Origin of the sequence: Millisia brevis NBRC 105863 (genome assembly GCF_001552615.1) — a bacterium.
In the GTDB taxonomy this organism is placed as follows: Bacteria; Actinomycetota; Actinomycetes; order Mycobacteriales; family Mycobacteriaceae; genus Millisia; species Millisia brevis.
Genome location: NZ_BCRN01000006.1, coordinates 183307 through 205489, shown reverse-complemented (window position 1 = coordinate 205489; position 22183 = coordinate 183307). Strand labels below are relative to the sequence as shown.

Below are 22183 nucleotides of genomic sequence, written 5' to 3'. Positions count from 1 at the left end.
GACAGGGCCGTGACCGAGCGGGGCCGCACCGGGCAACGCCCGACCGGGCAGGTCCGCGACCTAGCGCGGCAGGTCCTGCCAGACCCCGGAGGTGCCGCGGCGGTGCGAGTCGAGCAGGTGGGTGTCGACGATGCCGATCGCCTCCATCAGCGCGAACATCGTCGTCGGCCCGACGAACGCGAATCCCTCCCGGCGCAGCGCCTTTGCCAGCGCCACCGATTCCGCCGAACGGGTGGGAATCTCGGCGATCGTGCGCGGCCGCGGGGTGTCCTTCGGGCGGAACGACCAGACGAGATCGACCAGCCCGCCGCGATCGCGCAGATCGATCGTGGCGCGGGCATTGGTGATCGCCGCGGCGACCTTCGCCCGGTTGCGCACGATGCCGGGATCGGCGAGCAACCGTTCGACGTCGGCGGCCCCGTAACCGGCGACCACGTCCGGATCGAAATCGTCGAACGCCGCCCGGAATGCCGGCCGCTTGCGCAGGATCGTCGCCCAGGACAGCCCGGCCTGGAAGGCTTCGAGGCTGATGCGTTCGTACATGCCGCGCTCGTCGCGCACCGGCATGCCCCACTCGGTGTCGTAGTAGTCGCGCAACATCGGGTCGACCGCCGCCCAGGCCGGTCGGGCTCGACCGTCGTCGCCGACGACCAGGCCGGGATCGTTGGTCATCGCGCCTGCGCCCTCCCGATCTTCCAGTCCCGATAGCGGTCGGGCAGACAGACCCCGCAGGGGCGATAGCCGGCCCGCACGGCGGTGGCCTCGTCCGCGAAGAACACCCGGTGCGCAGCGTAGCCGCCGCGGGCGAGGGCGCGGGCCGCCGCACCGCAGTCCAATCGGCCGTAGATGCGGCTGCGGCGGTGGCCGCCGAGGCTGCCGGGGACGGGGGAGCGGTAGGCGATCCGATCGGCGCCCAGCAGCAGATAGCCGGCGGCGGGCGCGGTTGGCGCGGTCATGCGGCGTCGTGGAAGACCAGCGCGAGCGTGACCCGCTCGCCGCTGTGCACCGTGGACACACCGTGGCGCATCGGGGCGACGCTCCACCCGCGGGCCGAACGAATCGGGCGATCGCGGGTGGTGAACACCAGGCCGTGCCCGTGCGGAATCGTGAACGACGATCCTCGCGACTGCGCCCGCGGCCGCTGCTCGACCAGCAGGAATTCCCCGCCGCTGTGGTCGATCTCCGGACGGCTGAGCATGACGACCACCTGCAGCGGAAAGACCAGATCGCCGTAGAGGTCCCGATGCAGGGCGTTCCAGTCGCCGGCGCCGTAGCGCAGCAGGATCGCGGTCGACTTGGTCTGCCCGGCGTCGTGGCACATCGCCAACCATTCGTCGAGCGAGTCCGGCCACGGCGGATCGCGCCGCAGCTTCGTCCACCAGTCGCGGGCGATCGGGAGCAGACGCGGATAGAGCGCATGTTTGAGCTCGTCGATCACCGCGGGTTCGGGGCGGTCGAAGTAGCGGTACTCCCCGCTGCCGAAGCGATGTCGGTTCATATCGATCGTCGACCGGAACAGGCCGTCCCGGGCGTACAGCGCGCGCATTTCGGCGGCCTGCTCGTCGTCGATCAGGCGCGGCAACAGGGCGCCGCCCACGTCGTCGAGACGCTCGCCGATCGCCGTCCAGTCGGCGGCCGCCGCCGCTGCGGTTCCGGTGATGGTGGCGGCCGGGCCGGGCGTGGCGCTCATGCCGCGCCCTCCAACTCCAGCAGCGCGGTCTTGGCCGCGAGTCCGCCGAGGTAGCCGCCGAGCCCGCCGTCCGAGCGGACCACCCGATGGCAGGGGACCACCACCGGCAGGGGATTGGTCGCGCAGGCCGAGCCGACCGCACGCACGGCATTCGGGTTGCCCACCGAGGCGGCGACCTGCTTGTAGGTGGCGGTCCGTCCGTAGGCGATCCGCGGCAGATAGTGGCGCACCACCTTGCGGAAGCCGTCGGACAGGCTGTCGTCGAGCGGCAGATCGAAAGTCGTCCGCCGGCCGCCGAAGTAGTCGTCGAGCTGGCGGGCGGCATCGTCGAGTCGATCGCGCTCGCTCAGGATGCGCGGGCTGACCCGGTCGGCCAGCTCGCCGAGCACGGTGTCGAAGTCCTCCCGCTCGAAGGCGACCCGCAGCAGCCCGCGGGAGGTGGCGGCCAACAGCAGCGGGCCGATGGGGGACTCGACGGTGCGATAGGCGATGTCGAGCAGGTCGTTGTCGCGGGCATCGCGGGCGAGCCGCTCCCGCAGTCGGGCGAGGTCGTCGCCGCCGATCGGGAAGAGCGGCGCGACGGCGGGATCGGTACCCGGGGAGTTGTCGGTGTTCACCGGCGTCCTTCCGTTGAGAGGATCTCGGGGATGCCGTGAACGCGGTCCGAGTCGCCGGGGGCCCGGCCGTCGGGGGCCCGGCCGTCGGGATCGTGCAGGGCCCGCACACCGCGGTCGCCGCGCAGCGCCCGCAGCCCGTCGGCCGCCGCGCGGCGCACCGCTGCCGGGGTACCGCCGATCAGCTGGGCGGTCTCGGTATGCGGCAGCCCGCCCAGATAGTGGTAGGCGACCGCCAGGCGTTGGCGTTCCGGCAGCCGGGCCACCGCCTCCCAGATGTCGCCGGGCGCGGTATCGGTGGTCGTCGGCGCGGCGGTCTCCGGCACGGTGTCGGTGGGGATCGCCCGCCGGGCGCGCAGCCGGATGATGTCGATCGCCTTGCGTTGGGCCACCCGGACCAGCCAGGCCTCGACATTGGTGTCGTCGGCCAGGTCGTCCCACCCGCGCAGCGCGGCGAGGAAGGTCTCCGACCAGGCATCGTCGGCGTCCGGCCCGCAGCCGAGCACCGCACGGCAGACCCGCAGCACGGTCGGGCCGTGTGCGGTGACGGCCCGGTCGAACGGTTGCTTCACAGTCATCACCCGGTAGACGACGCCAAGCGCGCAAATGTGAGGTCGATCGATGCCATCGTGCCGGCTGTCCCCGACAGCGGCGGGAACTACCGGATGGGTTCGCAGTCGATCCACTCGAGGTAGCCGGTGCCGGCCACGTCGTCGTCCATCCAGGTGCCGGTGTAACTCATCGCCGCGACGAAGCCGTTGCCGTGGCCGTAGCGCGGCCGCGAGTCGACATCGCCGACGATCGTCGCGACGATGTCGTGGCCGTCGTGGATGGTCCAGCGCATCAACCGGGGGAACGCCATCCGGTCGCCGTTCGGCTCGTCCAGCGGAGGGCCGTATTCGAGGACCTCGAAGCTGACGTCGGTGTACACCGTCGCCGGCCGGTCGAGCCAACGGACGTGTGCGAGCCGGCAGGCGGACGCCCCGGCGATCCGCACATCGGTCAGCAGCAGCTGGGCGCCGTTCGGCAGCGGCAGGATCTGGTAGGTGAAGAAGTCCACCGGCAGCCGGCGATGCGGCGCGAGCGGACGGCGGCTGGTCACCTGCGGGGACATCGCGCGGGCGTAGTCGACCGTCCCCACCCCGGAGACCTCGATCCGACGCTCGCCGTCGATGATGCTGCCGCGGTAGGGCGCCAGCAGACTGAAGTGCTGGTAGCCCGGAATGTTGACGAAGTACGAGACGTGCTCGGTCGCGGTGAATTCGAGGTCCGCGCCGAAGTCGCCGTAGTTGCCGCGCAGCCGGTACGTCGGGTGATCGGTGGTCACCTCGAGATCGGCACCCCAGCGCAGCGACGAGCCGTCCGCGGCAAAGTCGCAGTCGGTGCGGGCGTCGTAGGCGCGGTAGTGGTAGTGGCCGCCGGAGGCGGTGGACGCGAGGACGGTCGCGTTGTCGCGGGCGTCGGGCGCGGCGAGCAGATCGTTGTCGAAGGCGATCGTGCCGGTGGTTCCGATCAGCGTCATCGTGTTCATGTACCGGTACGGGGCCGGCAGGTCGGGAACGAAGAAGCCGTAGTGCGACCAGCCCCATCGACGCGATTCGAGGTGCGGCAGCATGATGTGCGCATCGCCGAACGGGCGCCGCGATCGCGGATTACGGCGGTCGACCACCGGTCGTGCGAATTCGACGAAGAGCCGCCCCAGCGCATCGAGACTGCGGCTGCGTGTGCTGCCGAGCGCCAGAGTCCCCGCCACCGTCTCACCGCCTCGCTCGAGTTGATGCAACCTTTAGTTACATATAGTTCGCGTCCCAGCGGGCCGGCCGGCTCGCCGTCGCCATCGTCGGGCGACATGGACACGATTGTTCAACTCTTGAGAATAGGTGCAAGACTCGGGAAATCCGGGCTCGCGCCCCGGTTTCCCGGTCGATTGCAGGCGCAACCAGCGGTAGTGACCTGCGTATATTCCGGTCGTGTGGGGTTGGCCACTCCTATACGCGAGTGTCGCACTTATGACGAGACGCGCTCCGCGTGATGTTCGGCGGCGTCCGGATGCCGGCCCACCGGGCAGCCGGTCGGAAAGGTCCCGAGCTGCTCCACCCGGTAGCCGTTCGGGTAGCTGCGGATGTTCGGCAGGTCGACGGTCCGGACTGCGGTTCGGCGCGGCGGCATCAGCCGCACGATGCGACCCCGCAGCCGCAGGGCGCCCTGCGCGAGGAACCGCTCGAGCCGCAGGGGATGTCGATAGCGGAACGCGTCGAGCAGCGGATCGTCCATCAGCCCGCGGGCGAACCGGCGCACCAGCGCGGCCGGAAGGCGATCGTTCGGCGGGAAGGTGCACATCAGATCGAGCGTCGAATCGGCGACCGCCCGACCGCCGGCGTCGAAGGCGAAGTGGTCGCGCTCGTACCGGTCGAGCAGATCGGCGAACTGCTCGTAGGTCTCCGGGACGTCCGGGATCGCCATATGCCGGCCGAGCTCACGGTAGTAATTGGTCCACCCGACGATCTCGGTATGCGTCATGCGCCGCCAGCCGTACGCGCGCATCCATCGGACCGGGCAGACCACGAAGGTCGCCAGCACATAGCGCATATCGTCGGCGGAGATGTCGTACGAGCCGTGCATGCGGTTCATCCGGCGGATCGCCGAGCGTCCCGTCGGCGAGGCGAAACCGTGCTCGAGCACGGCGTCGAGGATCAGCGCGGTGTCGTCGTAGCGCTTCTGAACCCGCTCGGTGAATTCGCCCGTATCGAACAGCAGACCGCCGATGCTCGGCACCCCGTAGGTCCGGAAGAGCGCGAAACTCAGTGCTTGGTTGATGTCCCAGACGAATTCGCGGGTGGTGAGCAGTCGGGCTATCTGCTCGAACTCGGTGGCCGGGTCCAACCCGTCCGTGGTCGAGCGGATGGCGAATCGCTGCATCGCGGGCCTCCTCGGCGGGGCGAACGATGCCCCGGTCGCGTCCTGAGACCACTGTGCCACAGTGTGGCGCGCGTCACGTACGGACGTTGAAGCGCAGCGGCGCTACCGCTCCTTGGCGGCCAGCACGCGGGCGGTCTCCCCGCCGGTATTCGGGTTGGCCTTGCCCTGCCGCGAACCGGCCAGCTTGGCGGCGATGTGGTCGCGCACGGTGATCGGCTCGTAGCCGGGCGCCGCGCCGCCGGGTAGCAGCGCGTCCGGGGTGGAGATCACCGCGTCGACATTGCCGTCGTGGAAGAAGGCGGCGGACCGGCGCCGGCGAATCCGTCCGTCGATGATCGGCGGCTTCACCCGGTGCAGGGTCGACATCCAGCGGTCGTTGGTGATGCGCGCGGTCAGATCGCCGAGGTTGACCAGCAACGCGCCCTCGAGCGGGGCGACGTCGTGCCAATAGCCGTCGGTCCCGAGCACCTGCAGGCCCGCCACCCGGTCGGCCCACAGCACGGTGACGATGCCGAAGTCGGTGTGCTGTCCCATCCCGATCAGGCCACCGTCGAGCGTGACCGTTCCCTCCGGCAGGGCGTAGTTGTTCATTCGCAGGACATCGATCGAATGATCGGTCAGCCGGTCGAAGTAGTCGGCGGGTAATTCCAATGCCGCGGCGAACACCGACGTCAGGGTGCGCGCCACCCGGCCCGCTTCCGCGAAATAGCGCTGTACGGCGGTTTCGAATTCCGGCACATCCGGCCACAGATTGATCCCGTAGTCGTCCTCGTCCAGCTGAAGATCCGTGAACGAACGAGCCTCGACGCCGACATTGAATGCCTCGAAGAAATCGTTCATCCGGTCGGCGGATTCGACGCCGAGACTCAGGCTGAGCGATTCGCTCTTCGGCGGGCTGTAGCCGCGGTTGGCGCCGTCGACGCGGTAGGACTTCTTCGCGTCGATATCCAACGCGAAGAATCTGTCCATCGCGGCTGCAAAACCCTCCTGCACGACGCTCGGGATTCCGTGCCCGAGGATTTGCATGAAGCCCACCCGGGAGCAGGCATCGTCCACCTCCCGAGCGACCCGGGCGCGGGCCGCCGCGTCGCCGTCACCGACCCAGGCGCCGATATCGATCGCCGGGACCTCGAATGTCCGATTCCTCATGGGGACGGGATCCCTTCCTTCGACGGTTCTGTGCACCAATACATCCCGAGGACCCGAGTGATCCCCCCGGCGGTGACGCGTGTAATCGGTTCGCGCGACCCATCGTTCGACACGGCGGCCGGGTACCGACACGCCGACGGCGCCGTCCCCGTCCGAAAGGACGGCCGCACGCGGTATTCGGGCCCGCCGGCACCGGGGTCGGTCATCACCCCATTTTCCCGCTCACCGGGGAGGTCGCAAGCCGAAACGATGATGCACCGACCTCGGGGCATCGATCGGAAATGCTGATCCACTGCCGGTTTACGGCCGCAAATCCGCTGCTCCGTGCTGTTTCGGACCGGGTTGTATGCGAGGATGACGAGCGGTTGCCGGCGAATTGCCGGCAACCGGGTCGGGGGCCCGAGAGGTCGACGGGTCACCTGCTCGGGGACCAAATGTCTACGACCACAACTTCGATAGTCGACAGCGATCTACTCGATGGGAAGCTATGCGCCACTTATCGCTCGTGACTTGCCCGCCGGCCGAACATGTCTAACGTTGACGTGGACGAGCAGGCGTTGGCGGCGCGCACCGGTGCCGCCATTCGCTCGCTCAGAGTTAAGTCACAGCAATCAATGCGCGATGTTGCGGCGAAGGCGGGAATCAGCCAGCCATTCCTCAGTCAGATCGAGCGCGGTCTGAGTATGCCGTCGATGGTCACGGTTTACCGTTTGGCCGAAGCGCTCGGAGTCGACCCCGGAGATCTGCTGCCGAGCTCCGCCGGCGCCCGGGCGACGGTGGTGCGGCGGGGGGAGGGCCGGGTGCTTCCGGTCGCCGATCGTCCCGATGCCGCGAGTGGCCGGATCCTGATCGAGGACGGCGAACGCGGTCGCCGGATCATCGAGTACCGCATCGAGCGCGACCAGTACCCGGGCACCTGGTGGTCGCCGACCGGGCGGGTGACGGTCTTCGTGATCTCCGGGCAGCTCGACGTCGAGGTCCAGGGCGCGCCGACCTACCGACTCGCCGCCGGCGATCTGTTGGCCCTGCCGGCCCCCGTCCGCCAGCGGTGGCTGCTGGTCGACGGCGCCCCGGCGGACGCCCTGCTGATCGTCGACGAGACCTGACCGCCCGCCGGGCTCGACGGGCGGCCGGCTACCGTCGTCGGCATGTGGTGGGAGATCTCGTTGGGGTGCGGCCGATGACCGCCCGTACCGCGCTGGTGACCGGCGCGTCCTCCGGTATCGGTCGCGAGGTGGCGCGGCTGCTCGCCGCCAAGGGATATCGCGTTCTGGGGACCAGCCGCCGACCCGAGGCGATCCCGACGCCGGAGCGACTTGCCGGCGTCGAGTACCTCGCTCTCGATCTGGCCGACCGGGAGAGCATCGTCGCCTGCGCGGCGGCCGCCGGGCACGTCGACATCGTGGTCAACAACGCCGGGGAGAGCCAATCCGGACCCCTCGAGGAACTCCCCGCCGACGCGGTCGATCGGCTCTTCCAGACCAACGTCTTCGGCGCCGTGCAGCTGACGCAGCTGCTGCTGCCCGCGATGCGCGAACAGCGCTGGGGTCGGGTGGTCACCGTCGGCTCGATGTTGGCGAGTTTCCCGCTCGCCTACCGGGGCTCGTACGTCGCGGCGAAGGCGGCGCTGCGCGGTTTCGCCGCCTCGGCCCGCCAGGAGCTCTCCCCGTTCGACGTTTGGGTCTCCCACGTCGAACCCGGTTCGATCGCGACCGGCATCGGGGAGCGCCGGACCAAGTACATCGCCGACGGCTCACCGTACCGGGCCGACTTCGACCGGATGATCGACCGGCTCGACGCCAACGAGCGCGCCGGCATCCGTCCGGAGAAGGTCGCCGAGGTGATCGTCGGCGCGATCGAGGCGAAACGGCCGCGCGAGTTCTACGCCGTCGGCAGCAATGCCCCGGTGGTCTTCGTGCTCAAGCGGCTGGCGCCGGTCGGACTGATCTCGACGATCGTCGCCCGCAGGCACGGCCTGACCGGTCGCTAGCGGCGGTCGACTTGCGGGAACCCTGCCGCGGCCCCGGCGCAACAGGGCATGCTCGACGGCATGACCGGTCGCCGAACCGACGGGCGACCGATGACGCGTGGAGGGCATGACGATGGGTGACAGGCCCGACGGTGGGATTCGACCGCTCGACGGGGTCCGGGTCCTCGAGCTCGGCAACTACATCGCCGCCCCGACCGCCGGTCGCATGTTGGCCGACTTCGGCGCCGAGGTCATCAAGGTCGAACGGCCCGTCACCGGGGACGAGATCCGCAATTGGCGCCTCTACGCCGGCGACACCTCGATGCTGTACCGCACGATCAACCGCAACAAGAAGTCGATCGTGCTCGACCTGCGCTCCGACGAGGGCCGCACGATCGTGCTCGATCTGCTGCGTACCTGCGATGTGCTGCTGGAGAACTTCCGACCGGGCACCCTCGAGAAGTGGGGGCTCGGCCCCGAGGTCCTCGACGCAATCAACCCCGACCTGGTGATCACCCGGATCTCCGCCTTCGGTCAGACCGGGCCGCTCGCGCAGCGCCCCGGATTCGCCGCGGTGGCCGAGGCGGTCGGCGGCCTGCGCGAACTCGTCGGCGATCCCGACCGACCGCCGGTGCGGGTCGGGGTGTCGATCGGCGATTCGATCGCCGGCATCCACGCCGCCTTCGGCACGGTGATGGCGCTCTTCGCGCGGGAGTCGGCACGCGGCCGTGCGGCCGGGCCGATCGAGCTTAAGCAACGCATCATCGACGTCGCGCTCAACGAGTCGATCCTGTCGGTGATGGAATCGCTGGTGCCGGACTACCTGGCCTACGACGTCCAACGCGAACGGGTCGGCGGCCGGATGGAGGGCATCGCCCCCTCGAACGCCTACCCGTGCAGCGACGGCACCAGCGTCATCATCGCCGGCAACGCCGACGCGATCTTCGGCCGCTATATGCGGGTGATCGGCCGGCCCGACCTCGCCGACGACCCGGCGCTGGCGACCAATGCCGGTCGCTGGGAGCGCCGCGACGAACTCGACGCCGCCATCGGCCGGTGGACCCGCGAGCGATCCCGCGACGAGGTGCTCCGCCTGCTCGACGAGGCGCAGGTGCCGTCCGGGCCGATCTACACCGCCGCGGATATCGTCGCCGACGAGCAGTACGCGGCCCGCAATATGATCCAGTATCTCGACGTCGACACCGGCGAGGCCGCCCCGCGCCGGGTGGGCTTTCCCGGCATCGTGCCGGTGATCGGCGGCGTATCGTTGCCGATTCGCACCGTCGGCCCCGACCTCGGCGAGCACACCGATCAGATCCTCGGCGAGCTGCGGGGGCATGCGGACGCATCCCCGGCGCCGGAGGTCCCGCGGGTGGAGCGGGCGGCGGGGGAGCCGGTGCGATGACGTACACCTTCGCGCCCGCAGCCGAGCTGCGGGACGTCACCCTGCGCGACGGACTGCAGCTGACCGGCAAGCTCCTGTCGACCGAACGCAAGGTCGAACTGGCCCGCACCCTGCTCGACCTCGGGGTGCCGCACCTCGAGATCGGCTCGCTCGCCCGCGGGGATCTCGTCCCTCCGATGGCCAATACCCTCGAGGTGATCGGCGCGTTGACCTCCGACGAGCTCGAGCGCTGCTGGGTCTGGGTGGCCACCCCGCGACACGTCGAGAAGGCCGCCGCCGCGGGCGCCCGCAATTTCCAGTACTGCCTGTCGGCGTCCGACTCGCACAACCGCGCCAATATCGGCCGCGACACCGAGGCGAGCGTCGCGGCCTTCCCGGAGGCCGCGCAGCGGGCGGCGGAGGTCTCCGGGCGCATCCAGTTGTGCCTGGCGACGGCGTTCACCTGCCCGTTCGAGGGCGCCGTCCCCGTCGAGCGGGTGGTCGGGATCGCGGCCGACCCGCGGACGGTCGCCGCGCAGGACGTCGTGCTCGCCGACACGCTCGGCCAGGCTGTACCGGTTCAGGTCGCCGAGCTGTTCGCCGCGGTCCGCGCCGGCTCGCCGCCGCGCCGGATGGTCTACCACGGTCACGACACCTGGGGCCTCGGCGTGGCGAACACCCTGGCGGCCATCGAGGCCGGTGCGACGATGGTCGACGGAGCGCTCGGCGGTCTCGGCGGGTGCCCCTTCGCGCCCGGTGCGGCGGGAAATACCTCGACCGAGGATCTGCTCTTCGCGCTGCGACCGGACTGGTTCGGCCCGGAAACACTGGCGACGATGGCGGGGATCACCGAAGCCCTGCTGGCCGACCTCGGGGAACCGAACCGATCCAGAACCGTGCAGGGCGCTCGTTCGCAGGCCTCCGCCTTCGAGTGGACGGCGCCGAATCCCGCGAGCTGACCGGAGCCCCTGTCGCCCGCATCACAGCTACGCCTAATGTCGGCAGTCGTGGATATCAATGGTGCAAGTGCAATCGTCACCGGTGGCGCGTCCGGTATCGGCGCCGCGTGCGTCCGTGGACTCGCGGCCAAGGGGGCGACGGTCCTGATCGCCGACCTGCAGGCCGACAAGGGTGAGAAGCTCGCGGCCGAGGTGGGTGGCTACTTCGTCCCGGTCGACGTGACCGATACCGGCCAGATCGAGGAGGCCGTCGTCAAGGCGACCGAGCTGGGGCCGCTGCGTGCGGTGGTCAACTCGGCCGGCATCGGTTGGGCCCAGCGCACGGTCGGCAAGGACGGCGAATTCGCCTCCGCGCACAACCTGGACGTCTACAAGAAGGTCATCGCGATCAACCTGATCGGCACCTTCGACATGGTGCGATTGGCGGCGACGGCGATGAGCCGCAACGAGCCGCTCGCGTCCGGTGAGCGCGGGGCGATCGTCAACATGGCCAGCGTCGCGGCCTTCGACGGCCAGATCGGGCAGGCCGCCTACTCGTCGTCCAAGGGTGGCGTGGTCGGCATGACCCTGCCGGTGGCCCGCGACCTCGCCGCCGTCGGAGTGCGCGTCAACACCGTCGCGCCCGGTCTGATCGATACGCCGATCTACGGCGAGGGCGAGGCCTCCGAGGCGTTCAAGGCCAAGCTCGGGCAGTCGGTGCTCTTCCCGCATCGCCTCGGCGTCCCCGAGGAGCTCGCGTCGATGGTCGTCGAGCTGATCACCAACTCGTACATGAATGCCGAGGTCGTCCGCGTCGACGGCGGCATCCGGATGCCCCCGAAGTAACCTGCCCCGTCGAACGCCGCGGGCCGGCCGCACCCGACATGCGTCGGAGTGCGGTCGGCCCGCTGTCGATGGTGGGTCGGTCGCCGGCGAGGTCAGGCGCCCGCGGACCGCTCGTCGCTCAGTTGCAGGAAGGTATCCCGCTCGGCCTCGAGCTCGGCGACCGAGGCGTCGATCCGCGCCCGGGAGAACGGGGAGATCTCCAGGTCGGGCACGATCGTCCAGCGGCCGTCGGCGGTGGTCACCGGGAAGGAGCTGATCAGCCCCTCCGGGACGCCGTACGAACCGTCGGACGACACCGCCATCGACACCCAGTCGCCCTCCGGCGTGCCGGTGATCCAGTCGCGCATGTGATCGATCGACGCGGATGCCGCCGACGCCGCGGACGAGGAGCCGCGGGCCTTGATGATCGCGGTGCCGCGCTGGGCGACGGTCGGGATGAAGGAGTCGGCGAGCCACGCATCGTCGTCGAGGACCGCGCGGGCGGGCCGGCCGCCGATGGTCGCGTGGTCGACGTCCGGGTACTGGGTCGCGGAGTGGTTGCCCCAGATGGAGACCCGACGGATGTCGCCCGCTGGTACGTCGGCGCGGCGCGCCAGCTGCGCGATCGCCCGGTTGTGGTCCAGGCGGGTCAGCGCGGTGAAGTTCTCCGCCGGTACGTCGGGCGCGGACCGCTTGGCGATCCAGGCGTTGGTATTCGCCGGATTGCCGACGACCAGGACCTTGATGTCGGAGCCGGCGACCTCGTTGATCGCTCGGCCCTGCTCGCGGAAGATCGCGCCATTGGCGGCGAGCAGGTCCGAGCGCTCGATGTCCTTGGTGCGCGGCCGGGCGCCGACGAGGAAGGCGAGGTCGGCGCCGTCGAAGGCCTTGGTCGGGGTATCGCTGATGTCGATCCCGCGCAGGGCCGGGAAGGCGCCGTCGTCGAGTTCCATCGCGACGCCCTCGGCGGCCTGCACGGCGGACGGGATGTCCAGCAGGCAGAGCCGGATCGGCGTCTCCGGTCCCAGCAGGTCACCCGCGGCGATGCGGAAGAGCAACGAATAGGCGATTTGGCCGGCGGCACCGGTCACGACGACCGTCAACGGTTCGGTATTCCCCACCGCGCCGAGGTTACAGGCGTGTTAAGCGGTTGGGCCGTAATCTCAGTCACTGAGCAGGTGCTCACACCCGCCGGGGTCAGCCGTTGATCACCTGCGGAGCCGCAACCGATTTCAGCCCTTCCACACCGAATTCGAGGCCGTACCCGGACTTCTTGAGCCCGCCGAACGGAATCATCGGGTGGACTCCGCCGTGCGCGTTGATCCACACGGTGCCCGCCTCGAGCCGGGCCGCGACCTCGCGGGCGGCGGCCCGATCGGAACTCCACACCGAGGCGCCGAGCCCGACGTCGAGACCGTTGGCCATCGCGACCGCCTCGTCGACGGTCGAGTACCGCACGATCGGCAGGGCAGGCCCGAACTGTTCCTCGGTGACCAGGGGATTGTCGTTGTCGATATCGGCGATCAGCGTGGTCGGATAGAACCATCCCGGCGCGTCGTGGTCCGGGTTCGCGCCGAGCAGCACGGTTGCCCCGGATGCGGTGGCGCTGTCGACCAGTCGGCGGACGATCTCGTACTGGGCACCGTTCTGGAGCGGTCCGAGCACGTTGTTCTCGTCGAGGCCCCGGCCCTGCGGCGCCGCGCGCGCGACGTCGACCAGGGCCGCGCAGACGCGGTCGTAGACGTCGGTGTGCACGTAGAGGCGCTTGAGCGCCGCGCAGGTCTGCCCGGTGTTGATGAACGCGCCCCAGAACAGGTTCTCGGCGATCGCCTCGGGGTCGACGTCCGGCAGCACGATGCCGGCGTCGTTGCCGCCGAGTTCGAGGGTCAGCCGCTTGATCGTGTCGGCGGAGTCCCTGATGATCGACTGCCCGGTGCGGGTGGAGCCGGTGAACATCACCTTGGCGATATCCGCGTGACCCGCCAGCCGGGAGCCGACCTCGCGGCCGCCGGGCACGACGGTCAGAACGTCGTCGGGCAGCACCGCGGTCAGCACCCGCACCAGCGCGAGCACACTGAGCGGCGTGTACTCGGATGGCTTGACCACCACGGTATTTCCCATGCGCAGCGCCGGTGCGATCTGCCAGATCGTGATCATCATCGGCCAATTCCACGGCCCGATCGCGCCGACGACACCCAACGGGCGGTAGGTCAGCTCGGCGTGCGTCTCGTCGTCGTCGATCAACACTTCGCGCGGGTAGGGAGTGGCGGCGGTGGCCCGCAGCCAGGCCGCGCAGGCGCCGACCTCGAACCGCGCATTGGGGCCGTTGAGGGGCTTGCCCTGCTCGCGCGAGAGCAGCACCGCGAGCTGTTCGCCCGCGGCCTCGACCGCGTCCGCCGCGCGCAGGAGTCGATCACATCGTTCGGTATCCGGGGTTGCCGCCCAGCCGGGTTGGGCGGCGGCGGCCCGGGCGACCGCGGCGTCGAGATCCTCGACCGTGCGGTCGGGCGCGATGCCCACCGGTTCGCCGGTCGCCGGGTCGAGGATCTCCCGACCCTCGTCGACGGTGATCGCGGCCAGCAGGTCCTCGTAGCTGAGAGTTGACGTCATTGTCGTGACTTTCTTTGTCGAGCACGGGTGGGGGTCGGAGGGGTCGACCGGGGTCGAACGCGCCCGGGTCGGCCGAGGGCGTGCGGGTCAGTCGAAGACGACAACTCCGCGAATGTTGGTGCCCGCGTGCATATCGTCGTAGGCCTCGGCGACCTGATCGAGGGTGTACTCGCGGGTGATCAGCTCGTCGAGCTTCAGCTGACCGACCTGGTACATCCGGGCCAGGTTGGGGATATCGCGGCGCGGGTTGGCCTCGCCGAAGAGCGAGCCCTGCAGGCGCTTCTGCATCAGCGTCAGGTCGCCGAGCAGGATCGGCGCGCCCGCGGCGGAGATATCGCCGAGGCCGGTCAGCACGACCGTGCCCGCCTTGCGGATCGAGGCGAGCGCCTGCGCGACGTGCTCGCCGTCGACGACGCCGATCGTCACGATCGTCGCGTCCGCGCCCTGACCGTTGGTGACCGATCGGGCGAACTCGGTCGCCTCCTCGATCGTCGAATAGAAGTGCGTCGCACCGAATTCCTTGGCCTTCGCCAGCTTGAAGTCGACCGGATCGACCGCGATGATGTGCGATGCCCCGGCGTGTACGGCGCCCTGCAGGGCGTTGGCGCCGATGCCGCCGATTCCGGCGACGATCACCGTGTCGCCCGGCCGCACCCGGGCGGAGTTGACCGCCGCGCCCCAGCCGGTGGGCACCCCGCAGCTGAGCAGGGCCGCCTGCTTGAGCGGCAGCGACTTGTCGATCTTGATCACCGAAGCGACCGAGGCGGTGGTGTACTCGCTGAAGGTCGAGATGCCGCACTGCTGGCCGACCGGCACGCCGTCGAGATGCATGCGGAAGCTGGTCGGATCGTTCCAGCGCGAGCCGACGAGCAGGGTGGCACCGAGATCACAGAGGTTGGACAGTCCGCGCGCACAGAATTCGCAACGACCGCAGGCGGGCAGGAAGGAGAACACGACGTGGTCTCCCACCTCGAAGTCCGGGGTGTCGGGGCCGACCGCACTGATGACGCCGGCGCCCTCGTGCCCGCCGGCGAACGGGTAGGTCCCCACCGGGATATCTCCGGTGGCCGCGTGATCGTCCGAGTGGCACAACCCGGCGGCCACCATCTTGACGGTGACCTCGTTGCGGCGGGGTTCGTCGAGTTCGACGGTGACCGTCTCGTAGCGTCCCGGCGCCTGCCGGAGAACCGATGTGCGTGTGGTGAAGGACATTCCGAACTCCCTTGTTCAGTCAGTTCTGTTTCGGTGAGTGCTGTTTCGGTCGGCGGTCGGTCAGTAGCTGCTGCGCGGGCCGCCGGTCGCCGAGGTGATGAAGTGTTCGGCGAGCGCCTCGGATCCGCGCGCCAGGAGGGCGACGTCGGCGCCCACCAGGACGAACCGGGCTCCGGCGTCGACATAGTCGGCCGCCTGGTCGGCGACAAAGGCGTTGACCCCGATCGGTTTTCCCGCCGCCGCGATGCCGGCGAAGGCCCGCTTGACGGCCGCGACCACGTCGGGATGGGTCTGTTGACCGAGCAATCCCATCGACGCGGCCAGGTCGCTCGGGCCGACGAAGACGCCGTCGATCCCGGGGGTTTCCGCGATCTCCCGAGCGTGCTCGACGCCCTCGGCGGTTTCGATCTGCACGATCACCGAGACGTACCGCACCGCCTGCCCGAGATAGTCCGGCACCCGATTCCAGCGGGCCGAACGAGCGAGGGCGCTGCCGACACCGCGTCGGCCGGCGGGCGGATACTGCGCCGAGCGGGCGACGTCGAGAGCCTGCTCGGGGGTCGAGACCATCGGAACGAGGATCGTCTGCGCACCGAGGTCGAGGACCTGCTTGATGATCACCGGATCGCCGGTCGGCACCCGCACCACCGGCGTGCACGGATAGCCGGAGACCGCATAGAGCTGGGCCAGAACGGATTCCAGACCGTTCGGGGCGTGCTCCATATCGATCAGCACCCAGTCGAGTCCCGACCCGGCCATGATCTCCGCCGCTACGGGTGAGCCGGAGCAGATCCAGCCGCCGAAGAGCGGCCGGTCGGCGGCGTCGATCGCCACCCGCAGGGTCGGGCTCAGACGAAGCGGCATGACACCGTACCCATCGATCCGTAGTCGGCCAGAACCGTGTCGCCGGGGTGCACCCACATCGGACGGGTGAACGATCCCGCGAGCACGATCTCGCCGGCTTCGAGGCGGTCGCCGTGCGCGAACAGCTTGTTTGCCAGCCACGCCACCCCGGTCGCGGGATGGTTGAGCACCGCGGCTGCGACGCCGGACTCCTCGATCGTCTCGTTGCGGTACAGCAGCGCCGCGACCCATCGCAGGTCGATCGCGGTGGGTGGGGTGGGATTCCCGCCGTGGACCAGGCCGCCCATCGCCGCGTTGTCGCTGATCGTGTCGACGATGGTGCGCCCGGCCATATCGATACGGGAACTGAGGATCTCGAGCGCCGGTACGACGTACTCGGTCGCCCGCAGGACATCGAAGACGGTCGCGTGCGGTCCGTCGAGCGGTGCGCCGAGGACGAACGCCAACTCCACCTCGATGCGCACATTCGAGAAGCGGTCGTGCTCGATGACCGACCCGTTCTCGAAGACCATGTCGTCGAGGATCGCGCCGTAGTCCGGCTCGGTGATGCCGGTGGCGGCCTGCATCACCTTGCTGGTCAGGCCGATCTTGCGGCCGACCTGCCGACGCCCGGCCGCGATCGCCCGGCGCCGCCATTCATTCTGGACCGCATAGGAATCCTCGACGGTCATCCCCGGATAGCGGGCGGTCAGCAGCGGCACGGTCGTCCGATCCCGCTGCGCGGCGGCCAGTTCGTCGGCGATCGCGACGACGTCACCGTCCGAAATCATGATTCTCCTTGTACGTGCATGTGCGACAGTGGATTCCGTCGGCGAGAGATTCCGGTGATCAGAGCTGGGCGCCGAGCTTGTACTCGCCCTGCTTCCACTCCGGCATCTCCTGCTCGTCGCTGCGGCGGGTATAGGAGAACCCGTCGGCGCCGATCGTCACGGCCATCTCGGAGTCGTCGGTGCGCGCCACCACCGGCTGCGGCTTGCCGTCGAGGTCGAGCACCAGGGAGGCGTCGGTGTACCAGCTGGGCACCACCGGGGTGCCCCACCAGTCGCGGCGCTGGTTGTCGTGGACGTCCCAGGTCACGACGGGGTTGTCGGGATCGCCGGTGTAGTAGTCCTGGGTGTAGATCTCGACGCGATGGCCGTCCGGGTCGCGCAGATAGAGGTAGAAGGCATTGGAGACGCCGTGCCGACCGGGGCCGCGCTCGATGCGATCGGACATCCGCAGGGCGCCGAGCTTGTCGCAGATGGCGATGATGTTGTGCTTCTCGTGGGTGGCGAAGGCGACGTGGTGCATCCGCGGGCCGTTGCCGCCGGTCATCGCGGTGTCGTGCACGGTGGGCTTGCGCCGCATCCAGGCCGCGTAGACGGTGCCCGCCTCGTCCTGGATGTCCTCGGTGACGCGGAAGCCGAGGCTCTCCATGTAGCCGACCGCGCGGGGGACGTCCGGGGTGACCTGGTTGAAGTGGTCGAGTCGCACCAGCGCACCGGGGGTGTGCAGGTCGTAGTGCCAGGCCAGGCGATCGACGTGGCGAACGTCGTGGAAGAACTCGTACGGGAAGCCCAGCGGGTCCTCCACGCGCACCGAGTCGCCGATCCCGAGGGTATAGCCCTCCGGGCGCCGTTCGACGCGGCAGCCGAGTTCGGTGTAGAACGCCTCGGCGCGGTCGAGATCCTCGGGGGAGCGGACCCGATAGGAGAAGGCGGCCACCCCTGCGACGGGGCCGCGCCGCAGGACGAGGTTGTGGTGGATGAACTCCTCGAAGGAGCGCAGGTAGACCGCGTCGTCATCTTCGGCGGTGACCACCAGGCCGAGCACGTCGACGTAGAACCTGCGGGAGGCCGCGAGGTCGGTGACCACCAAGTCCATATAGGCACAGCGCAGGACGTCCGGCGGTGGGCTCGTGGGTACGGGAAGGGGATGGGCGGCGCGAATCGGGTCGTCGGCGGTGACGACGGGGCCGGTGGTGTTGGGGTCGATGGTGTGCGGATTGAGGGTCATGATGGCGTCCTTGCCTGTGAAGACGAGCCAGTGAAGACGAGCCAGTGAAGACGAGCCTGTGAAGACGAGCCCTGATGGCGGGCTCGGAGCAATGGCGGGCTGCGAAGACGAGCCCGTAGACGAGTGCCCGGATGGGGGAGGAGGGAGGGTCGGTCCGCTGTCAGCGCGGATCGGGATCGTCGAGCGACGGCTCCGGGTGTTCCTGCTTGCCGAAGGTCGGGTTGTGGACCTTGCCCAGCGTGATGTGGACCGCCTGCTGATCGGTGTAGAAGTCGATCGAGCGGTAGCCGCCCTCGTGGCCGAGTCCCGACGCCTTGACCCCGCCGAACGGGGTGCGCAGGTCGCGCACATTGTTGGAGTTCAGCCACACCATCCCGGCCTCGACCGCCTGGGAGAAGTTGTGGGCGCGCTTGAGGTCGTTGGTCCAGACGTACGCGGCCAGACCGTATTTCACACCGTTGGCCAGCTCGAGGGCCTCAGCGTCGGTGTCGAAGGGGGTGATCGCGACGACCGGGCCGAAGATCTCCTCCTGGAAGATCCGGGCGTCGGCGGGCACGTCGGCGAAGACCGTCGGCGCGACGAAGTTGCCGGTCTCGAATCCGGCCGGGCGGCCACCGCCGGCGACGAGGCGGCCCTCGGTGCGGCCGATCTCGACGTAGCTCATCACCTTGTCGTAGTGCTCCGGGTGCACCAGGGCGCCGACCTCGGTACCGGCCTCGTGCGGATAGCCGACGACCACCCGCTTCGCCTGCGCGGCATACCGTTCGACGAATTCGTCGTAGATCGGCCGTTCGACGAGGATGCGGCTGCCCGCGGTGCAGCGTTCACCGTTGAGGGAGAAGACCCCGAAGATCGTGGCGTCGATCGCCGCGTCGAGGTCGGCGTCGGCGAAGACGATCGCCGGGCTCTTGCCGCCGAGTTCCATCGACAGCCCCTTGAGGTAGGGGGCGGCGTTGGCGAAGATCAGCTGGCCGGTGCGGCTTTCGCCGGTGAAGGAGATCAGCGGCACGTCCGGGTGCTTGACCAGCGCATCGCCGGCGTCCTCGCCGAGACCGTTCACCAGGTTGAACACGCCCTCGGGCAGCCCGGCTTCCTCGAAGATCCCGGCCCACAGCGACGCCGACAGCGGGGTGAACTCGGCCGGCTTGAGCACGACGGTGTTGCCGGTGGCCAGCGCGGGCGCGAGCTTCCACGACTCGAGCATGAACGGGGTATTCCACGGCGTGATCAGCCCGGCGACACCGATCGGCTTGCGGTTGACGTAGTTGATCTGCCGGTCGGGCACCTTGTAGGTGTCGTCGGCCTGCGCGACGATCAGGTCGGCGAAGAAGCGGAAGTTCTCCGCCGCCCGCCGGGCCTGGCCGAGCGCCTGGGTGATCGGCAGCCCCGAATCGAAGGACTCGAGTTCCGCCAGTCGGGCGTCGCGGGATTCGACGATGTCGGCGATGCGGTGCAGGACGCGGGAGCGTTCGCGGGGGAGTAGCCGCGGCCACGGTCCGTCGGTGAAGGCGGTGCGCGCCGCCGCGACCGCCGCGTCGATATCGGCCTTCCTGCCGGCTGCCGCCCGCACATAGGTCTCGTTGGAGACCGGGTCGATCACGTCGAAGGTGTCACCGTCGATCGAGTCGACGAACGCCCCGCCGATGTAGTGCCGAATGTGGTCGGGCAGGTCGGCGGGCACGTGCGCGCCGGTGACGGCAGATACGGTTCGGGTCATCTCTGTCTCCCTTTCCGGGGTGTCAAAAGGCTGGTAGCCCGAGTGTTTCGTCGGGATGTTCGTGAACCATGTAGGCGTCGAGGGTCGCGGCCCGATGCCGGCGCGCGACCTTCTCGATCTCGCCGAGGGGAGCGCCGATTTCGATCAGGCGCACGATGTTCTCGTGTTCGCGCACCGACTCCTTGGCGCGTCCCGGGACAAACGCGAAGGTCGACGTGCGCAGGTGACCCAGTCGACCCCACTCGGCCTCGACCAGGGTGATCAGCCGCGGATTGGTGCACTTGCCGTAGAGGACGGCGTGGAATTGCTGGTTGAGCGCGGTGAATTCGGCCGGATCGAACCGATCGAAGGACTCGATCATGCGTTCGTTGATCGACCGCGCGCGGCGCAGGTCGTCCTCGGAGAGGCGCCGGGCGGCCAGCGCGGTCGCCGCCCCCTCGAGAACGCTGAGACTCTGCATGCTGTAGCGGTATTGGGTGTCGTCGACCATGGCCACCTGCGCGCCGATATTGCGCTCGAAGGTGATCAGGCCTTCGGCCTCGAGCTGCCGGATCGCCTCGCGGACCGGCACGACACTCATATCGAGTTCCTTGCCGATCGTATTGAGAACCAGGCGATATCCCGGCGGGAAGTCCCCTCCGGAGATCTTCTCCTTGATCCAGTGATAAGCCTTCTGCGACTTGCTCTGGGTCATCTGCCGCTCCCTCCCGCTCGTGTCGCTCCGAGGTGTCCGCGCACGATCCGCTTCAGTCGGTCGTGCTCCGGCGCCACTGCTCGTAACGCTGCCGCCATTCGGCATTCGGGGGAAACAATCCGTCGACCGGATGGCCCTCCGCAACCCGATCGGCGATCCAGGCGTCGAGATGTTCCTGTTCGGCGGCGGCTTCGGCCACCTCGCGCGCGATGCTCGGCGGGATGACGATCACGCCGTCGGCATCGCCGACGATGATGTCGCCGGGTTGGACGGTGGCGCCGCCGCAGGCGATGGTGATGTCGGTATCCCAGGGCACGTGGCGCCGTCCGAGCACGGCCGGGTGCGGTCCGACGGTGAAGACCGCAAGTCCGGTGGCCGCGACCGCGTCACGGTCGCGGACCCCGCCGTCGGTGACCACCCCGGCGGCGCCCCGCGCCCGGGCGCGCAGCGCGAGGATGTCGCCGAGCGTGCCCGATCCGGACTCGCCGCGCGCCTCGATCACGATGACCTCGCCCGGTTCGACGGCGTCGAAGGCGCGCTTCTGCGCGTTGTAGCCACCGCCGTGCGATCGGAAGAGGTCCTCGCGGTTCGGTACGAAACGCAGGGTCCGGGCGGTGCCGACCAGCTTGGTGCCCGCCGCGAGGGGGTGGACCCCATCGATCGAGACGTTGTCGAGGCCGCGTTTGCGCAGCTGCTGGGACAGGCCGGCGACCGGGACGGCCAGCAGCGCCTCCCGTAGATCGGCCGGCAGGCTCCCGGCGGTGTCGGTGGCGGGTAGGCCCGCGGCTTCGCGCGATCCCCAGGCCTCCACCCGCTGCTTCTCGTCGACCGCCGGCAGCGATCCGAGATCCGGATCGAAGGCCTGCGTGCCCTGGACGACGGTGGTGATCAGCCGTCCCGACGTCGGCGCACCCTCGGTATCCGGAGCGTCGACCTCGACCTCGACCACATCGCCCGGCTGGACGACCGAGGAGCCGGCCGGGGTGCCGGTGAGGATGACATCGCCGGTCTCCAGGGTGAAGTGCTGGGACAGATCGGCGATCAGCTGGGGGAGCGAGAAGATCAGACCCGCGGTCGTATCATCCTGGGCGAGTTTGCCGTTGACCCAGGTCCGCACCCGGATGCGATCCGGATCGATCGCATCCGCGGCGATCGTGGCCGGCCCCAACGGGGTGTATCCGTCGCCGCCCTTGGATCGGACATTCGAACCCTTGTCGTTGGCGCGCAGGTCGTAGAGGCCGAAGTCGTTCGACGCGGTCACCGCGGCGATATGGCTCCAGGCGTCCGCGGCCGGGACCCGGCGAGCCGGTCGGCCGACGATCAGGGCGACCTCGCCCTCGAAGGCCAGCAACTCGGTGCCCGCGGGCCGTTCGATGGTCGATCCGCCGGATGCGACCGAGCTCGACGGCTTGAAGAAGTACGAGGGGTGCGCCGGTCGGCGGCCGCGCTGATCCGCACGCGAGCCGTAACTCAGATGTACCGCAACGATTTTGCCGGGACGAGATATCCCGTCGACCGCCGATCCGGCGACCTGATCCCCGAGCGTCATGACCCTCCTCGTTTCAACCGACCCTTGCATCGTATCTTAAATCATATACGATGA

Annotated in this window: 22 protein-coding genes; 5 read left to right on the top strand and 17 right to left on the bottom strand. The window is 69.3% G+C overall.

The window, feature by feature from the left end:
* Positions 1-60 precede the first annotated feature (60 nt).
* The 8 genes from MB1_RS10815 to MB1_RS10780 form a co-directional block, all read right to left on the bottom strand.
* The gene (locus tag MB1_RS10815; protein WP_066906614.1) at positions 61-672 is read right to left on the bottom strand and encodes a DNA-3-methyladenine glycosylase I; all 612 of its coding nucleotides are present in this window, start codon (positions 670-672) and stop codon (positions 61-63) included.
* Entirely contained in the window at positions 669-956 is a 288-nt protein-coding gene (locus tag MB1_RS10810) for an Ada metal-binding domain-containing protein (RefSeq protein WP_066906612.1), read from the bottom strand. The genes MB1_RS10815 and MB1_RS10810 overlap by 4 nt, the downstream gene beginning before the upstream one ends.
* The gene (locus MB1_RS10805) at positions 953-1690 is read right to left on the bottom strand and encodes a 2OG-Fe(II) oxygenase (RefSeq protein ID WP_066906610.1); all 738 of its coding nucleotides are present in this window, start codon (positions 1688-1690) and stop codon (positions 953-955) included. The genes MB1_RS10810 and MB1_RS10805 overlap by 4 nt, the downstream gene beginning before the upstream one ends.
* Positions 1687-2307: a methylated-DNA--[protein]-cysteine S-methyltransferase gene (locus MB1_RS10800; RefSeq protein ID WP_066906608.1), complete on the bottom strand. Its 621-nt coding sequence runs from the start codon at positions 2305-2307 to the stop codon at positions 1687-1689. Before MB1_RS10800 ends, MB1_RS10805 begins: the two co-directional genes overlap by 4 nt.
* Complete coding sequence (locus MB1_RS10795) at positions 2304-2882, bottom strand: RNA polymerase sigma factor (protein ID WP_084351540.1); 579 nt, start codon at positions 2880-2882, stop codon at positions 2304-2306. Before MB1_RS10795 ends, MB1_RS10800 begins: the two co-directional genes overlap by 4 nt.
* A gap of 80 nt (positions 2883-2962) precedes the next feature.
* Entirely contained in the window at positions 2963-4057 is a 1095-nt protein-coding gene (locus MB1_RS10790) for a DUF6670 family protein (protein ID WP_245650128.1), read from the bottom strand.
* 254 nt (positions 4058-4311) lie between these two features.
* Positions 4312-5223 carry an oxygenase MpaB family protein gene (locus MB1_RS10785; protein ID WP_066906606.1) on the bottom strand — a complete coding sequence of 304 codons (912 nt, stop codon included), beginning with the start codon at positions 5221-5223 and terminating at the stop codon, positions 4312-4314.
* Positions 5224-5325: 102 nt separating this feature from the next.
* Positions 5326-6372 (bottom strand): isopenicillin N synthase family dioxygenase, encoded by a 1047-nt coding sequence (locus tag MB1_RS10780; protein WP_066906604.1) that lies wholly within the window; start codon positions 6370-6372, stop codon positions 5326-5328.
* A gap of 527 nt (positions 6373-6899) precedes the next feature.
* Here MB1_RS10780 and MB1_RS10775 point away from each other — a divergent pair.
* The 5 genes from MB1_RS10775 (at position 6900) to MB1_RS10755 (ending at position 11509) form a co-directional block, all read left to right on the top strand.
* The gene (locus MB1_RS10775; RefSeq protein WP_066906602.1) at positions 6900-7478 is read left to right on the top strand and encodes a helix-turn-helix domain-containing protein; all 579 of its coding nucleotides are present in this window, start codon (positions 6900-6902) and stop codon (positions 7476-7478) included.
* A gap of 74 nt (positions 7479-7552) precedes the next feature.
* Positions 7553-8362: an SDR family oxidoreductase gene (locus tag MB1_RS10770; RefSeq protein ID WP_066906600.1), complete on the top strand. Its 810-nt coding sequence runs from the start codon at positions 7553-7555 to the stop codon at positions 8360-8362.
* 112 nt (positions 8363-8474) lie between these two features.
* Entirely contained in the window at positions 8475-9746 is a 1272-nt protein-coding gene (locus MB1_RS10765) for a CaiB/BaiF CoA transferase family protein (RefSeq protein ID WP_066906873.1), read from the top strand.
* Entirely contained in the window at positions 9743-10684 is a 942-nt protein-coding gene (locus tag MB1_RS10760) for a hydroxymethylglutaryl-CoA lyase-like TIM-barrel protein (protein ID WP_066906598.1), read from the top strand. Before MB1_RS10765 ends, MB1_RS10760 begins: the two co-directional genes overlap by 4 nt.
* Positions 10685-10732: 48 nt before the next feature.
* Positions 10733-11509 carry an SDR family NAD(P)-dependent oxidoreductase gene (locus tag MB1_RS10755; protein WP_066906866.1) on the top strand — a complete coding sequence of 259 codons (777 nt, stop codon included), beginning with the start codon at positions 10733-10735 and terminating at the stop codon, positions 11507-11509.
* Between the two features lie 92 nt (positions 11510-11601).
* On the opposite strand, the gene MB1_RS10750 is transcribed toward MB1_RS10755, so the two are convergent.
* The 9 genes from MB1_RS10750 to MB1_RS10710 all read right to left on the bottom strand — a co-directional run bounded on the left by MB1_RS10750 (position 11602) and on the right by MB1_RS10710 (position 22129).
* On the bottom strand, positions 11602-12609 hold the full coding sequence (locus tag MB1_RS10750; RefSeq protein WP_066906596.1) for a malate dehydrogenase: 1008 nt from the start codon (positions 12607-12609) through the stop codon (positions 11602-11604).
* A gap of 76 nt (positions 12610-12685) precedes the next feature.
* Positions 12686-14098 carry an aldehyde dehydrogenase family protein gene (locus MB1_RS10745; RefSeq protein ID WP_066906594.1) on the bottom strand — a complete coding sequence of 471 codons (1413 nt, stop codon included), beginning with the start codon at positions 14096-14098 and terminating at the stop codon, positions 12686-12688.
* An 87-nt stretch (positions 14099-14185) separates the two neighbouring features.
* A complete protein-coding gene (locus MB1_RS10740) occupies positions 14186-15310 on the bottom strand; it encodes an NDMA-dependent alcohol dehydrogenase (RefSeq protein ID WP_066906592.1) in 1125 nt (374 codons plus the stop codon).
* A 60-nt stretch (positions 15311-15370) separates the two neighbouring features.
* On the bottom strand, positions 15371-16174 hold the full coding sequence (locus MB1_RS10735) for an HpcH/HpaI aldolase family protein (RefSeq protein WP_066906590.1): 804 nt from the start codon (positions 16172-16174) through the stop codon (positions 15371-15373).
* Positions 16159-16944, bottom strand: a complete 786-nt coding sequence (gene hpaH / locus MB1_RS10730; protein WP_066906588.1) for a 2-oxo-hept-4-ene-1,7-dioate hydratase — start codon at positions 16942-16944, stop codon at positions 16159-16161. The genes MB1_RS10735 and hpaH overlap by 16 nt, the downstream gene beginning before the upstream one ends.
* Positions 16945-17002: 58 nt before the next feature.
* A complete protein-coding gene (gene hpaD, locus MB1_RS10725) occupies positions 17003-18169 on the bottom strand; it encodes a 3,4-dihydroxyphenylacetate 2,3-dioxygenase (protein ID WP_066906586.1) in 1167 nt (388 codons plus the stop codon).
* Positions 18170-18329: 160 nt separating this feature from the next.
* The gene (gene hpaE, locus MB1_RS10720; RefSeq protein ID WP_066906584.1) at positions 18330-19886 is read right to left on the bottom strand and encodes a 5-carboxymethyl-2-hydroxymuconate semialdehyde dehydrogenase; all 1557 of its coding nucleotides are present in this window, start codon (positions 19884-19886) and stop codon (positions 18330-18332) included.
* A gap of 22 nt (positions 19887-19908) precedes the next feature.
* Positions 19909-20580 carry a GntR family transcriptional regulator gene (locus MB1_RS10715; RefSeq protein WP_066906582.1) on the bottom strand — a complete coding sequence of 224 codons (672 nt, stop codon included), beginning with the start codon at positions 20578-20580 and terminating at the stop codon, positions 19909-19911.
* A 52-nt stretch (positions 20581-20632) separates the two neighbouring features.
* On the bottom strand, positions 20633-22129 hold the full coding sequence (locus tag MB1_RS10710; protein WP_066906580.1) for a fumarylacetoacetate hydrolase family protein: 1497 nt from the start codon (positions 22127-22129) through the stop codon (positions 20633-20635).
* Positions 22130-22183 lie beyond the last annotated feature (54 nt).

What these genes read in the sequence shown, in the direction of transcription:
- MB1_RS10815 (WP_066906614.1), bottom strand. Translation starts at nt 672, where the DNA reads ATGACCAACGATCCCGGCCTGGTCGTCGGCGACGACGGTCGAGCCCGA.
- MB1_RS10810 (WP_066906612.1), bottom strand. Translation starts at nt 956, where the DNA reads ATGACCGCGCCAACCGCGCCCGCCGCCGGCTATCTGCTGCTGGGCGCC.
- MB1_RS10805 (WP_066906610.1), bottom strand. Translation starts at nt 1,690, where the DNA reads ATGAGCGCCACGCCCGGCCCGGCCGCCACCATCACCGGAACCGCAGCG.
- MB1_RS10795 (WP_084351540.1), bottom strand. Translation starts at nt 2,882, where the DNA reads ATGACTGTGAAGCAACCGTTCGACCGGGCCGTCACCGCACACGGCCCG.
- MB1_RS10785 (WP_066906606.1), bottom strand. Translation starts at nt 5,223, where the DNA reads ATGCAGCGATTCGCCATCCGCTCGACCACGGACGGGTTGGACCCGGCC.
- MB1_RS10780 (WP_066906604.1), bottom strand. Translation starts at nt 6,372, where the DNA reads ATGAGGAATCGGACATTCGAGGTCCCGGCGATCGATATCGGCGCCTGG.
- MB1_RS10775 (WP_066906602.1), top strand. Translation starts at nt 6,900, where the DNA reads ATGTCTAACGTTGACGTGGACGAGCAGGCGTTGGCGGCGCGCACCGGT.
- MB1_RS10770 (WP_066906600.1), top strand. Translation starts at nt 7,553, where the DNA reads ATGACCGCCCGTACCGCGCTGGTGACCGGCGCGTCCTCCGGTATCGGT.
- MB1_RS10765 (WP_066906873.1), top strand. Translation starts at nt 8,475, where the DNA reads ATGGGTGACAGGCCCGACGGTGGGATTCGACCGCTCGACGGGGTCCGG.
- MB1_RS10760 (WP_066906598.1), top strand. Translation starts at nt 9,743, where the DNA reads ATGACGTACACCTTCGCGCCCGCAGCCGAGCTGCGGGACGTCACCCTG.
- MB1_RS10745 (WP_066906594.1), bottom strand. Translation starts at nt 14,098, where the DNA reads ATGACGTCAACTCTCAGCTACGAGGACCTGCTGGCCGCGATCACCGTC.
- MB1_RS10740 (WP_066906592.1), bottom strand. Translation starts at nt 15,310, where the DNA reads ATGTCCTTCACCACACGCACATCGGTTCTCCGGCAGGCGCCGGGACGC.
- MB1_RS10735 (WP_066906590.1), bottom strand. Translation starts at nt 16,174, where the DNA reads ATGCCGCTTCGTCTGAGCCCGACCCTGCGGGTGGCGATCGACGCCGCC.
- hpaH (WP_066906588.1), bottom strand. Translation starts at nt 16,944, where the DNA reads ATGATTTCGGACGGTGACGTCGTCGCGATCGCCGACGAACTGGCCGCC.
- hpaD (WP_066906586.1), bottom strand. Translation starts at nt 18,169, where the DNA reads ATGACCCTCAATCCGCACACCATCGACCCCAACACCACCGGCCCCGTC.
- hpaE (WP_066906584.1), bottom strand. Translation starts at nt 19,886, where the DNA reads ATGACCCGAACCGTATCTGCCGTCACCGGCGCGCACGTGCCCGCCGAC.
- MB1_RS10715 (WP_066906582.1), bottom strand. Translation starts at nt 20,580, where the DNA reads ATGACCCAGAGCAAGTCGCAGAAGGCTTATCACTGGATCAAGGAGAAG.
- MB1_RS10710 (WP_066906580.1), bottom strand. Translation starts at nt 22,129, where the DNA reads ATGACGCTCGGGGATCAGGTCGCCGGATCGGCGGTCGACGGGATATCT.